The organism is Streptomyces sp. NPDC101152, from assembly GCF_044768275.1.
Taxonomy (GTDB): Bacteria; Actinomycetota; Actinomycetes; order Streptomycetales; family Streptomycetaceae; genus Streptomyces.
In genome coordinates, this window is record NZ_JBIWPO010000053.1 from 42,042 (window position 1) to 53,997 (window position 11,956).

General features: G+C 69.4%; 13 protein-coding genes. 10 read left to right on the plus strand and 3 right to left on the minus strand.

Features of this window, described 5'->3' with window-relative positions; genetic code table 11:
- Positions 1-29: 29 nt before the first annotated feature.
- From ACIRVK_RS38435 to ACIRVK_RS38460, 6 genes are all read left to right on the plus strand, one after another.
- A complete protein-coding gene (locus ACIRVK_RS38435; protein WP_404255600.1) occupies positions 30-647 on the plus strand; it encodes a class I SAM-dependent methyltransferase in 618 nt (205 codons plus the stop codon).
- Positions 648-707: 60 nt separating this feature from the next.
- Positions 708-1,541 (plus strand): enoyl-CoA hydratase/isomerase family protein, encoded by an 834-nt coding sequence (locus ACIRVK_RS38440; RefSeq protein WP_404255602.1) that lies wholly within the window; start codon positions 708-710, stop codon positions 1,539-1,541.
- Between the two features lie 93 nt (positions 1,542-1,634).
- Positions 1,635-2,066 (plus strand): nuclear transport factor 2 family protein, encoded by a 432-nt coding sequence (locus ACIRVK_RS38445; protein WP_404255604.1) that lies wholly within the window; start codon positions 1,635-1,637, stop codon positions 2,064-2,066.
- A gap of 366 nt (positions 2,067-2,432) precedes the next feature.
- Entirely contained in the window at positions 2,433-3,929 is a 1,497-nt protein-coding gene (locus ACIRVK_RS38450; RefSeq protein ID WP_404255624.1) for an MFS transporter, read from the plus strand.
- Positions 3,926-4,486: a PaaI family thioesterase gene (locus ACIRVK_RS38455; RefSeq protein ID WP_404255606.1), complete on the plus strand. Its 561-nt coding sequence runs from the start codon at positions 3,926-3,928 to the stop codon at positions 4,484-4,486. The genes ACIRVK_RS38450 and ACIRVK_RS38455 overlap by 4 nt, the downstream gene beginning before the upstream one ends.
- Positions 4,487-4,519: 33 nt before the next feature.
- Positions 4,520-5,218: an SDR family oxidoreductase gene (locus ACIRVK_RS38460; RefSeq protein WP_404255608.1), complete on the plus strand. Its 699-nt coding sequence runs from the start codon at positions 4,520-4,522 to the stop codon at positions 5,216-5,218.
- 480 nt (positions 5,219-5,698) lie between these two features.
- Here ACIRVK_RS38460 and ACIRVK_RS38465 read toward each other — a convergent pair whose 3' ends face one another.
- Both ACIRVK_RS38465 and ACIRVK_RS38470 read right to left on the minus strand, forming a co-directional pair.
- Positions 5,699-6,136: a hypothetical protein gene (locus ACIRVK_RS38465; RefSeq protein ID WP_404255610.1), complete on the minus strand. Its 438-nt coding sequence runs from the start codon at positions 6,134-6,136 to the stop codon at positions 5,699-5,701.
- A gap of 746 nt (positions 6,137-6,882) precedes the next feature.
- Positions 6,883-7,116 (minus strand): hypothetical protein, encoded by a 234-nt coding sequence (locus tag ACIRVK_RS38470; protein WP_404255612.1) that lies wholly within the window; start codon positions 7,114-7,116, stop codon positions 6,883-6,885.
- Positions 7,117-7,615: 499 nt separating this feature from the next.
- Between ACIRVK_RS38470 and ACIRVK_RS38475 the strand changes: the two genes are divergently transcribed.
- Positions 7,616-8,176 (plus strand): replication-relaxation family protein, encoded by a 561-nt coding sequence (locus ACIRVK_RS38475; RefSeq protein ID WP_404255614.1) that lies wholly within the window; start codon positions 7,616-7,618, stop codon positions 8,174-8,176.
- Positions 8,146-8,598: a hypothetical protein gene (locus ACIRVK_RS38480; RefSeq protein ID WP_404255616.1), complete on the plus strand. Its 453-nt coding sequence runs from the start codon at positions 8,146-8,148 to the stop codon at positions 8,596-8,598. Before ACIRVK_RS38475 ends, ACIRVK_RS38480 begins: the two co-directional genes overlap by 31 nt.
- Positions 8,599-8,648: 50 nt before the next feature.
- Here the strand turns inward: ACIRVK_RS38480 and ACIRVK_RS38485 are convergent, their stop codons facing one another.
- Complete coding sequence (locus ACIRVK_RS38485) at positions 8,649-8,795, minus strand: hypothetical protein (RefSeq protein ID WP_404255618.1); 147 nt, start codon at positions 8,793-8,795, stop codon at positions 8,649-8,651.
- A gap of 188 nt (positions 8,796-8,983) precedes the next feature.
- On the opposite strand from ACIRVK_RS38485, the gene ACIRVK_RS38490 reads away from it, so the two are divergent.
- Together ACIRVK_RS38490 and ACIRVK_RS38495 are read left to right on the plus strand one after the other, a co-directional pair.
- Complete coding sequence (locus ACIRVK_RS38490; RefSeq protein WP_404255620.1) at positions 8,984-10,222, plus strand: hypothetical protein; 1,239 nt, start codon at positions 8,984-8,986, stop codon at positions 10,220-10,222.
- 515 nt (positions 10,223-10,737) lie between these two features.
- Entirely contained in the window at positions 10,738-11,865 is a 1,128-nt protein-coding gene (locus ACIRVK_RS38495) for a cellulase family glycosylhydrolase (RefSeq protein ID WP_404255622.1), read from the plus strand.
- Positions 11,866-11,956: the final 91 nt, after the last annotated feature.

The window sequence follows — 11,956 nt, forward strand, 5'->3', positions numbered from 1 at the left end:
ACGACACAGCCGATACCTAGGTTCGGGGCATGTCGATCATGCGGGAGTTCCTGCGCCGCCCCCGACTCACCGGTGCAATCGCTCCCAGTTCCTCCACCCTCGCTCAGGCCATGACCTCCGGACTCGGCCTGGACCGCGCCGAAGTCGTCGTGGAGCTGGGGCCCGGCACTGGCGCGATCACCGGGGCCATCCTGCGGCGGCTGGCTCCGGGGGCTCGGCTGGTGGCGGTCGAACTGAACACGGTGTTCGCCCGCCGGCTCGCGGACCGATACCAGGGCAGCACCGTCGAGGTGGTCCAGGGTTCCGCCGAGGAGCTGGCGACGCTCGTCCCGTATCCGGTCGACGTCATCGTGTCCGGTCTGCCGTGGACCGTCATGCCGCACGAGCGGCAGCGCCGGATCCTCGACGCGGCGGCCGGCGCACTCGGCCCGAGCGGCCGGTTCAGCACCTTCGCGTACGTGCATGCGGCGTGGACACCGCCGGCCCGACGGTTCGCCGCCGAGCTGGGCGCGCGATTCTCCACCGTCGAGCGCAGTCGGGTGGTGTGGCCGAACGTCCCGCCGGCGTACGTACATCGCGCCGCCATCCCCATCCACGAGAGGCCGCCGACGACAGCCTCCCCGAACACCTTGACAACGCCCCCCTGATTCCTTCCTTCGCCCGTTCGTCCCCGCAGCACTTTCAGAACTTCAGCACTGGAGCACACCATGACGCAGCACAGCATGTTCCGTATCGAGACAGTGGCGCCGAAGATCCGCAAGGTCACCTTCTCGAATCCGCCGGTGAACGTCGTCGGCGCGGACACTGTCACTCAACTGGTCGACGTTGTCGGTGAGCTGAGCCGGGACGAGCAGGTCCAGGTCGTCATTTTCGACAGCGGCACGCCCGGATACTTCTTCAACCACGCCGATCTCGGCCAAGTGCCCGAACTCCTGGCGCTGAACAGCGCCGACGGAACGCCGACGTGGGTCGACCTGGTCACGAGCCTGACCAGTGCCCCGTTCATCAGCATCGCTTCCATCCGCGGGCGCACGCGGGGCGGCGGGGACGAGATCACCCTGGCCTTCGACCTGCGCTACGCCAGCCGCGAGGAGGCGTTCTTCTGCCAGCCCGAGGTCGCGATCGGCATCGTCCCCGGCGGTGGCGGCAGCGATCGTCTGGCCCGGCTGCTCGGGCGGGACCGCGCACTCGAAGCGATCCTCACCAGCCAGGACTTCGACGCCGACACAGCCGAACGGTACGGATGGGTGACCCGGGCCGTCGCCGACGCCGAACTCGACGACCTCGTGAGCAGCGTGGCAGCGCGCATCGCCTCGTTCGACAAGCAGTCCGTCCTGGGTGCCAAGACACAGATCAACCGGTCGACCCTGCCGCCGGTCGCCGATCTGCGTGCGTCCTGGGCAGAGTTCGCGGAATCGGTCAACTGGCCGGGATTCCAGGCGCGCGTGCCGCAGCTGGGAAAGGCCATCGCCGAGGTCGGCCTCGAGGAGATCGAGCGGAACCTGGGCCACTACGCCGGCCTCATCAACGAACAGGCATAAACGCCGTCCACTCGCGATGACGCCCGCTTCGCGTCGCCTCCCTCCGTACGGAAACCGGCGAGAAGCACGTCGACCACCCGCAGCGAACCCGAAGTGAAAGACATCGACATCATGGCTCACATGCAGACGGCCCAGCCGCCCAAGGCGGCACAGGCTGGAATCACGGAGTGGCGACGCATCGTCGCGGAGCTGGACTGGGACCGGCTCCCCCAACTGCTCGCGGAGAACGTCACGTACCGCTCTCCTGCGGATTACGAGCCGTACCAGGGCAAAGAAACGATGGCGGCGATCCTGCGTGTCGTGTTCGGCATCATGGAGGATTTCACCTACCTGAGGCACTTCAGCAGCGGAACGGGCTACGTTCTGGAGTTCAGCACCCGCGTCGGCGACGCACGCCTGTCCGGCGCCGACTTCGTCGAGTTCGACGACGACGGCAAGATCACCGACTTCATGGTGATGATGCGCCCCGCCGACGCGGTGCAGATCCTTTCATCGCAAGCGGCCACGCGCATGGCCGCCGACTGACCCCGACAGGGGCTGAACCGGCCACGCGCCACCCGTTGTACGTCGTGACTGGGTGCAATGAGGAATTCGTCTCTTGCCGCAGTCACGGCGGCTTCTCCCAGTGGCCCTTTCCCCTGTGAGAGAAGAACGCGGTTCACCGTGCGAGGACGGTGAACGATCGGCACGGCTGCGCTCGTTCCGTTGTCCCCGACTTCCTCGCCGAACGATGAAGGATTCTCCATGACCACGGACCGGGTCCGCAGCAGTCGCTCGGCTGGCACCTCCGCGCCGGCTTCGGACCGACTGCCGACTGGCGGAGGCGGCCGCAGGGCCGGCACAGATCCGGAAACGTCCGCACGGCGCAGGGAAACGCTGACGCTGGTGGCGATGTGCCTGGGCGTGATGATGACGTTCCTGCTCGTCACCGCCACGATCTCGGCGCTGTCGGCGATCCGGGACGCTCTGCACGTCAGCCCGAGCGCGCTCATCTGGATCCCGAGCGCGTACACGCTGGTCGTGGCCAGTCTGGTGCTGTCGGCCGGCACGTTGGGCAACCTGTGGGGCCGTAAGCGGATGTTCTGTGTCGGCGTGGTCGTCATGATCGGTGGAGGTCTGCTGGCCGCGTCCGCCGGCACTACCACCATGGTGATCGCCGCACAGCTGGTCTCGGGCGTCGGCGGTGCGCTGATCCTGCCCAACAGCCTGGCGATCCTTGGCGCGACCTTCACCGATCCGCACCGGCGGACCGAGGTGATCACCGTGTGGGCGGCGTCGTCGGGCATCGGCCTGGCCATCGGCCCGCTGCTCGCCGGCGTCCTGCTCGGCCGCTCCGGCTGGCAGGCGGTGTTCGTCCCGAACGCCGTCCTCGGAGTCATCACCCTGCTGGTCGCGGTCCCGTTCGCCACGGAGTCCCTGGGCCCCGGCGGGCGCCTCGACATCCCCGGCGCCCTGCTCGGCACCGTCGCGATCGCGAGTCTCGTCTACGCGCTCATCCAGGGCGGCCGGGACGGATACACCGCCGTCCCCGTCATCACCGCCTGCATCGTGGCCGCGGTCGGCGTGGCGGCGTTCGTCGTCGTCGAGCTGCGGGTCGCGGCGCCGATGCTCGATGTGCGGCTGTTCGCCTCGCGCTCGTTCAGCGCCGTGATGATCATTGCCGCGGTGGCACTGTTCGGCTTCACCGGCGTGGCCGTCCTCGTCGTGATGTTCTACAACAACGTCCAGCACCTGAACGCACTGGACACCAGCTGGCGGATGCTGCCGCTGTTCGGCGTCTACGTCGGCTCGGCCTACCTCACCGGCCGCGTGATCCGCCGTACCGGCTTCAAGGCACCCCTGACGCTCGGCCTGCTGCTCTGCGCTCTCGCTGTCCTGGGCCTGACCACGATCGGGCCGGACACCCCCTACAGCCAGGTATGGCCGCTGTTCGTCCTGTTCGGGGCCGCCTGCGGCCTGGTCATCGCGCCCAGTACAGCCGCCGCGCTGGTCAGTGTGGCTCCCGAGCGTGCGGGCATGGCCTCCGGCGCGGTCAACACCGCACGGCAGGTCGGCGCGGTCATGGGCACCGCACTGCTCGGCTCGCTGTTCACCAGCCGCGTCACCGCGGACCTGCCGCACGAGCTCGCCGCCCACGACGTCCCCTCTGCCGCCCGAGCGCCCGTCGAGGCGGCCGTCGCCTCCGGGAGCACCGGAACCCGACCTCTGTCCAGCGCCGGCCGCGCGGCGATAGAGAGCGCCTTCACCGCCGGAATACACGCCGGCCTGGCCGTCACCGCCGCCGTGTTCCTCGCCGCCGCCGTGACGGCCCTGACCGCCGTACACAACCGCCCCCACCAGAACGGAACACCCATGCCCACCCCCACAACCACCGCCGCCGCCTCATGAACACGCGCCCCACGCCCCGACACCGCGCCTACACCTGGCAGGACCCCCGTCCCTCCGTCGAGGCCATCCAGCATCTGAGCGGCCTCGAGGTGCTGCAGAGCTTCGGCAAGGGAACGCTGCCGCCACCTCCGGCCACAGCGACCCTCGCCATCGAGCTCGGCGAAGTCGAACCGGGCCGCACCGTGTTCGAGATGACCCCCGCGGAATGGCACTACAACGCGCTGGGCACCGTCCACGGCGGCGTCCTTGCCACCCTCGCCGACAACGCGCTGGGCGCCGCCGTCTACAGCAGCCTCCCAGCCGGAACCGGCTACACCACGCAGGGCGTCAACGTCACCTTCCTGCGCCCGGTCACCGTCGACACCGGCCGTATCCGCTGCGAAGGCACCGCCCTCCACATCGGCCGGCGCACCGCCTACGCCACCGCCACCATCACCGACCTCAACGGGAGGCTGCTCGCCCACGCCACCACCAGCTGCCAGATCTTCCCCGTCGGCGGTCACCAGCCGACGCGCATCAGTCAGCACGCCGCCAGGGGCACCGACCCGACCGCCTGACCTTCCCCCCACTCAACGCACCAGGGACTTCTCATGGACCTCTCCACCAGCACCGTCCTCGTCACCGGCGCCAACCGCGGCCTCGGCCGCGCACTCGCCGCCGAACTGCTCAGCCGCGGCGCCACCGTCTACGCCGGGGCCCGCAACCCCGACAAGGTCGACCTGCCGGGCGTCCGGCCGATCGCGCTCGACATCACGGACCCGGACTCGGTCGCGCATGCGGCCAAGGCCACGGGTGACGTGACGGTCCTGATCAACAATGCCGGCATAGGGACCACCACCGACCTGCTCGCGGGTGACCTGGACAACGTCCGCCTGGAGATGGACACCCACTACTTCGGCACCCTCTCCGTGGTCCGCGCCTTCGCACCCCAGATCGCGGCCAACGGCGGCGGCACCATCCTGAACGTCCTGTCCGTCCTGAGCTGGTTCAGCTTCCCGCAGTCCGGCGCCTACTGCGCCGCCAAGTCCGCCGAGTGGTCGCTCACCAACGCACTGCGCGCGCAACTCGCCGAGCAGGGCATCCGGGTGGCCGGACTGCACGTCGGGCCCATGGACACCGACATGATCCGGGAGGTCTCCGGACCCAAGACCGCCCCCGCCGAGGTCGCCCGGCTCGCTGTCGACGGCATCGCCGCCGACGCGTACGAGATCCTCGCGGACGACATCAGCCGTCAGGTCCAGGCCGGACTGGCCGGAGGCGTCACAGCGCTCTACCCGGAACTGCCCTGAGGGCCGGCTGCCCGGGAACCTTCGGTACACGTCGATCATGCGGGCGTTTCTTCGGCCCCTGGCTCACCGGCGCGGTCACTCCCCGCTCCCCGCACTTGTGCAGTCCCTGACCTCCGGCCCCGATCCGATCGTGAGGTCACCTGCCCTAGCCGGGCCTTCAGATCCATACGGCGGCGGGCCCGGCTCGACGAAGTCGCCGGGTCAGGAACAGCCCCCACGATCCGTGCGTCCCGCAGAACATCCGGACGCGCAGCGCACAGCAGGTTCAACGCGCCGGCGGAGACCTCGGTCCGACCCCAAGGAATCAGCATGTCCTCAACCAAGCGACGTATCCGTATCTCCCGGCGCGCTGCGACAGCCCTGGCCACCATGTCGGTCGTTGCCGCTGTCGCCGGCGCGGTGCCGAACATGGCCACCGCCGCGGGCGACAGCGCGCGCCCGACGCGCCACGCTGTCACCCAGACGCGAGCGGCGCGTCGGTCAGTATCGGCGGCCGTCGTACCGTAGCGCCGGTCGGCGCAGGATCTCGCCGAGCCAGTCGGTAGTGAAGGCCGCCAGGTCCTCGACCGGTCCGGTACGCTCGCGCGGCACGATGTCCGGGCGCTCCTGCGTCAACGCGAGGTTGCAGATGTGCAGTTCGCTGCACCGTACGGTGTCCGCCTCCAGGGAGGCACCGAGTGCAAGGAAGTGCACTCGGTGGTGGCTGAGGTCCACCACGAGACGCATCTCGTCGTGCTCCGCGGTGTTGCCGTCCTCATCGAGTTCGTCGCGGGGGAAGAACAGTACGTAGGTGTCGCTGGGCCGGCAAGGCCATTCCTGGGCTCCCTCTCGAACCAGGCGCAGGAACTCGCGCTGGGACGGGTCGCAGTTCTCCGGGGTCTTGTCGTGTTCGTCGAACTCGAACCAGGGCGGGTGCACAGGTGTCATCGTAGGTTCGGGGGGCCCTGTCGTTCGACTGGGTTTCGGCCCGCGATGTTGACGGTTCAGCCGGAAACGTCTGCGCCATCGGACAGGACATGGGCCAGGCCCATCGCCCCGGCCGGACGATGCGCTCAACTCGACACCTCAACAGCGAACTCGCCAACTGAAGCGCTCTGTCACAGATCAAGACTTACAGCTGCCGTGTCAGTGCAACCCCCCATTCGCTCATGGTCGCCGACGTAGCGCCCTGTGGCCTGCCCCTTGTTGCCGCGTCGGCCCCGTCCGTCGCTCGAGCGCGGAGGTCCCGCCGACTCGCACGAGAAGAGAGGCGCCACGATCCCCCGAGGCGCGCCCGCCCGTCCCGCCCGCCTTCCCTTCCTTTTTTTCTGTCTGGGAGTGGCGCGGGGGTGTGCAGAGGGGGATGTCGGGCACCCCGACCACGGCCGGATCGCGTGGTGACCTGCTGAAACGTCGCCACCTGCCCTGAGGGCGCGGTGGGTTGTGGGCGGGGTTGTCGGTGGGGGTTGTGGTCGGGGATTTGGGCCTGGTCGGGGGCGGGGTTATCGCATCGTGACTCTGGTCGGGACCCGGTGGTCGGGATCCGGCGTCCGGGTCGACGGAGATGACGACCAGGGTGCGGTCCAGGGCGTGGATTTCCGCTTCGGTGGTGATGTTCTCCAGCTGCTTCGCGGCGGTGTCGGAGAAGGCGATGCGGGCGCGGCGTGGGCCGTGCTGTGGGGGCATCAGGCGACGGCCGGGCGTTGCTTGGCGAGGCGGGCGAGGTGGGTTTCGCGCAGCTCTTCCCGCGGCGTGCAGTCCTCTACCGAGGGCAGCCCGTTCTCGGCGATGTCCTCCAGGACCGCAGCGAGCTGGTCGGCGTTCGCGCGGGTGCGGGCGGCGTAGGCGCGGACCGCGTCGGCGGCCGCGGGCTCCAGCTGCTGGCGGACGTGGTCAGCGGGGGCCGGCTGTTCGGTCATCGAGGACTCCCCATGCGCAAAACGGCGTGCCTGACCACGGTATCGCTGGTTTCCCAGCGGCGGGACCTGCCCGGGTGAAACCGTCACTGGCCTGCCCCGTCCGGTACTTGAGCGCGGAGGCCCCGCCGACGCGCAACGAGAGGAGAGGGCGCCCGATCCCCCGAGGCGCACCGGCCCGTCCCGCCCGCCCTTCCCTTCTTTTTTCTTGTCTGGCAGGGGCGTGGAGGTGTGCAGAGGGGGATGTCGGGCTGGCGACCACGCCGGAAAGGCGTGGTGAGCAGCGGATACGTCGTCACCTGCCAGAGAAAGGCGGTCAGTTGTGGGTGGGGATGCCGGAGGGGCATTCGGATCGGTTGTGGGCGTGGTCGGGGGCGGGGTTATCGCTTCGTGACGCTGGTCGGGTCTTGATGGTCGGGATCGTGGTCGGGGGTGGCTGTTGGCCTGGGTGGTACGCGCGGCGCCGGAGGGACGGTGCCGCACCGTACGGAGGGCACGGGCGATGGTGAACGTGGATACGGGCGGGGCGGACCGGCTGGCGCTGGCGGTGGTGGCGCAGTACCGGATGGCCACTACCGAGCAGATGCATCTGGTCATCGCGCCGGGGGTGCGGATCGAGCAGACGAGGCGTCGGCTGGCGAAGCTGCGGGAGGAGGGCCTGGTCGACCGCATCACCCTGCCGCGCGCGGGCCGGACGCGGGTGTGGTTTGCCACCGAGTACGGGGTGGAGGTGGCGTCGGAGTGGCCGGAGTTGCGGGAGTGGCGGCCGCCGCGGCTGGTTGCCGACCGGACCGCCGCCCGGCTGCGGGTCGGGCACACGCTGACAGTGACGGAGACCGGCCTCGCCTTCGTGCAGGACGCCCGCCGGCGCGGAGACGTATGCCGGCCCCTGGACTGGATTCCCGAGGTCTACCACCCCCTCGGTAACGGTGAGGCGGTCATCCCCGACGCCTGCTGTACTACCGGCGCGGCGGTGACGGCGGTGAGGGTGGGTCGATGCTGCGGGCGTTCGTGGAAGTCGACCGGGCCACCATGGGACCCGAGCGGCTGGCGGCGAAGCTGACCGCCTACGCCCGCCTGCACGACTACGTCCCTACGCCCGTCGGGCGGCCGCGGCTGCGGGTCACCGGGACGCCGCCGGGGCAGTCGTGGAAGCGCCGCTACGCGCGCTTCCCGCGGCTGCTGTTCGTCCTGGACGGCACCGGGCCCGCCGGCATCGAGGCACGGATCCGCGCCCTGCACGCCAGCACCACCGAAGTCGCAGGCCTGCACGGTCTGCGGCGCGCCGTTCCTATCCTGGCATCCCCTCTGGTCGACCTCCTGCGCGACGGGCCGTCAGCGCCCGTGTGGCGGCCCATCCAGGACCCTGAGCAGCGGGTCAGCTGGATGGGTTCTTACCGCCATCCAGCTGCCCCCGTGCAGCCCACCGCCCCGGAACCGGACCGGTCCTGGCCGGCCACACCGTGGGGAGCCCGCGGCACCTGAGCACTGTGAGACGGCGGGCATCGTCTGCTCTCCACTGCGACCACCGGGCCCTACAGCTCCAGGAAGGCGGCCAGGACCACCCACACGGTGAGGGCGAGCGTCAGGACCGGGATGAGCTCGGGATGCTCCTGGGCGATCAGGGCGGCAACTGCCGTGCCGAGCAGGGCTACGGCGAGCCGAAGGCGTATATCGTCCACGATTCCTCCTGTGTCGGGGTGTCCACGGACCACGACACAAGGGCTGTGAGTGGGGCGGAAGAGGCACCAGCGGTGCAGCACAAAAGGCACCAGAGGCTGCGGTGGTGCCGGTCGAGCACCACACCGCCTCCCACTCTCAGTGCTATCCCAAGTACAATCGGTCAACTTTCAAGGGGGGCGATTGTGCTATGCCGGACAAACAGCCAGACAGCGGAGCTGCAGACAAGAACACCGGACGGGAGCAGACGCAGGAGGAGACGGCGTTCGCGCAGGCGCTGAAGGAAGAGTTCCTGAGCGTGTACGGACCCGGGAACATGCGCGCGTTCGCCAGCCGAGTCAAGATCGACCACGGCACCGTCTCGCGCTACCTGTCGGGGAAGAGACTCCCCGACGAGGCCTTCCTGCGCTGTCTCGAGCAGGACGCCGGCATCAACGGCAATCGCCCCATCGCGCCGGCCAAGCTGCAGGAACTGCGGACACTGCGCACCGCCGCCTTGCGCAGCAGCGGAAACAACACCTATCAGCTGCAGGCAACAGTCAAGGAACTGGAAGTCCTCGTGGAAGGGTTGCGCCTCCAGAGGATCCTGGATCGAGAACTGATCGACGTGCAGCAACATCTGCGAGCTGCGGTGCTGGAGGAGCACCGCGGGCTGCTGAACCGCTTCGAGCAGCTGCAGCGCAGACTCACCGCGGTCTGCGACCAGCTCAGCCTGGCCCAGGACACGCGGGAGCAGGCCGAGGCGGGAAGGGAACAGGCCGAACAGGACAACGCCACCTTGCTGCGGCAGCTCAAGGCCGCATCGGCCTACGTCCAGGATCTCCACACCCAGCTCGCGGACAAGGAACGCTCGGGCGAGAACCTGGCACGGGCTCACCGCGGCCTGCAGCAAGAGGTGTCACTCCTGCGCCGCCAGATCAGCGCCTACCAGCAGGAACGGGAAGTTCAGTATCGGTGCGCAGAGCAGCCGGGGAAAGCTGGTGCAGCATCCGCAACCGTCACCGCCCCCGGCTCCACACCGGTCACTGAAAGCGCAGTTCAGACTGCCGGTGCGGCTGCTGCACCATCGCCGAGTGGTGAACTTCCACGCAGGAGGCGAGCAGGCCAGGGCGCCCAGGAACCGGCGGGCAACCGCGAAGAGATCCGGTGGTTCCTGGCAGCCATGAGCAGCCTGGCGGCGGCGGTGGGAAGCTTCCTGTGGGGGACAAGCCAGGTCGAACAGGGCCACGGCTGGCCCGCATCCGGTATCGCAGGCATGGCCACCGGCCTGGCCCTCCTGCTCACCCTCGTCCCCTACACCTCCAGCCGCTTGGCCAAAACCCCAGACTCCACCAGCCCCTCCAGCCCCGGCCACTCCGCAGCAGCCGGCGACCCAGCGCAGTCCGACACCCCCAGCGACCACTCCTACGGCTACTACCCCATGACGTGAACAGCCAGATACCAAGCCGAGCGACACCCTGCACCCAGGAACCGTGGGCGCGACCCGGGCCCACCCGTAGACAGCAGCCCACCACCCCACCGATCACGCCGGACACCCCACTGCGCAGCCGCGATCCGCTGTGGCCTCTGATCCAGTCGGCGAGCTGGGCGCCGGTGACCGCGCCGGGCAGCAGGCTGGTGATCAGGTAGACGCGCTCGATGGTGAGCTTGCCGCTGGTGAAGTCCTTGGAAAATCCCTGTGTGCCGCACGAACAGATTGCCCTGGGACACCAGTCGTTCCGCATGCCGCTCGCGTCCCGGACGCCGGGCTCGACGCTCAAGCGTGAAGGTTAGGCTGCACAGGTGTCTCACCAGCCCGTATCGCCCGTCCCCGGCCGCCGGCGTTTCTACGCAGACCGGTCGGGGATAAGACGACGCCTCCTCGGCGCGGTCGTGTCCGTCGTCGTGCTCAGTGGTGCCGTGGCCGGGGCGGTGGCTCTGACCGGGGGCGGCTCACTGTCCCGTATGCCTGACGATGGCATCGGAGCGTCGGCCTCCGCGCCGGGTTCGGCCGCCTCTGCCTCGGCGGGCGTCCGCGGGCGGGATCTGAGGTTCGGGCTCTCCTTCGGCGACACCTTGACCTGGACGACGGACGCGAAGCTGGCCAAGGCGATGGATGACGCCGAGGAGTTGGGCGTCCGCTGGTTGCGGGTGGACCTGTCGTGGCGAACCATCCAGCCCGATTCTCCGAGCCAGTACCTGTGGGAGCGCTTCGACCGTGTGGTGGACGCGGCCCGCGCACACGGGCTGGACGTCCTGCCCACGATTTCCTATACCCCGGGCTGGGCCGCCGACCCGAACTGCGCGAGCACGAGCCCGACGTGCCCGCCCGCCGACGACGGCCGGTTCGCCGAGTTCGCGCGGCAGGCCGCCGAGCGGTACGCACCTAAGGGCGTGCACACCTGGGAGATCTGGAACGAGCCCAACATCAAGCCGTTCTGGCGGACCGGCCCGGACGCCGGCCGCTACGCCGCGCTCCTGGCTGCGACCGCTCCCGCCATCCGCTCCGCCGACCCCCGTGCCTACCTGCTGCTCGGCGGGCTCGCCGCAGTGGACACGATTCCGTCGCGGCAGTACGTGTCCCATCAGACGTTCCTCGCGGAGCTGGGCCGGCTCGGGGCCCTGAAGCAGGTGAACGCCATCTCGTACCACCCGTACACGTTTCCCCTGCTGCCCAGTACGAGGACCGCGACCGGTACCCGTTTCGAGGAGATCGATCGCACCAAGGACAGTCTCGTCGCCGTCCTCGCGCGGTACGGCGAGCGGGGCATGCCGATCTGGCTCACCGAGACCGGCGCGCCCACGTGGGCTCCCGGTAAGGCGGCGGACACCCCGTCTGCACCGGACACCACGCATGCCACGCCCCGGCTGCAGGCCGAGATCGCCAAGGACACGGTGACCGCGGCGGCGGCGATCCCCTCGGTGGATGTCGTGTTCTGGTTCTCCTACCAGGACGTGGCGCCCGAGACTGCGACCAGCCGTAAGTCGCAGCACTACGGGCTGATGTACTACGACGGCCGGCGCAAGCCCGCCTTCGACGCCCTGGAGCAGGCCATCCGCGCCTACCAGGAGAAGAAGGGGAAGCAGGGCTAGTGCTCTGACCGGGAAGGTTTACCGGGTTAGCGGGGGTCACTCCTGCTCGGAGGCAGCTGCGAGGTGGCGGCGGCAGAGGTCGGCAGCCGTG

What these genes read in the sequence shown, in the direction of transcription:
- ACIRVK_RS38435 (WP_404255600.1), top strand. Translation starts at nt 30, where the DNA reads ATGTCGATCATGCGGGAGTTCCTGCGCCGCCCCCGACTCACCGGTGCA.
- ACIRVK_RS38440 (WP_404255602.1), top strand. Translation starts at nt 708, where the DNA reads ATGACGCAGCACAGCATGTTCCGTATCGAGACAGTGGCGCCGAAGATC.
- ACIRVK_RS38450 (WP_404255624.1), top strand. Translation starts at nt 2,433, where the DNA reads ATGTGCCTGGGCGTGATGATGACGTTCCTGCTCGTCACCGCCACGATC.
- ACIRVK_RS38455 (WP_404255606.1), top strand. Translation starts at nt 3,926, where the DNA reads ATGAACACGCGCCCCACGCCCCGACACCGCGCCTACACCTGGCAGGAC.
- ACIRVK_RS38460 (WP_404255608.1), top strand. Translation starts at nt 4,520, where the DNA reads ATGGACCTCTCCACCAGCACCGTCCTCGTCACCGGCGCCAACCGCGGC.
- ACIRVK_RS38470 (WP_404255612.1), bottom strand. Translation starts at nt 7,116, where the DNA reads ATGACCGAACAGCCGGCCCCCGCTGACCACGTCCGCCAGCAGCTGGAG.
- ACIRVK_RS38475 (WP_404255614.1), top strand. Translation starts at nt 7,616, where the DNA reads ATGGTGAACGTGGATACGGGCGGGGCGGACCGGCTGGCGCTGGCGGTG.
- ACIRVK_RS38480 (WP_404255616.1), top strand. Translation starts at nt 8,146, where the DNA reads ATGGGACCCGAGCGGCTGGCGGCGAAGCTGACCGCCTACGCCCGCCTG.
- ACIRVK_RS38490 (WP_404255620.1), top strand. Translation starts at nt 8,984, where the DNA reads ATGCCGGACAAACAGCCAGACAGCGGAGCTGCAGACAAGAACACCGGA.
- ACIRVK_RS38495 (WP_404255622.1), top strand. Translation starts at nt 10,738, where the DNA reads ATGCCTGACGATGGCATCGGAGCGTCGGCCTCCGCGCCGGGTTCGGCC.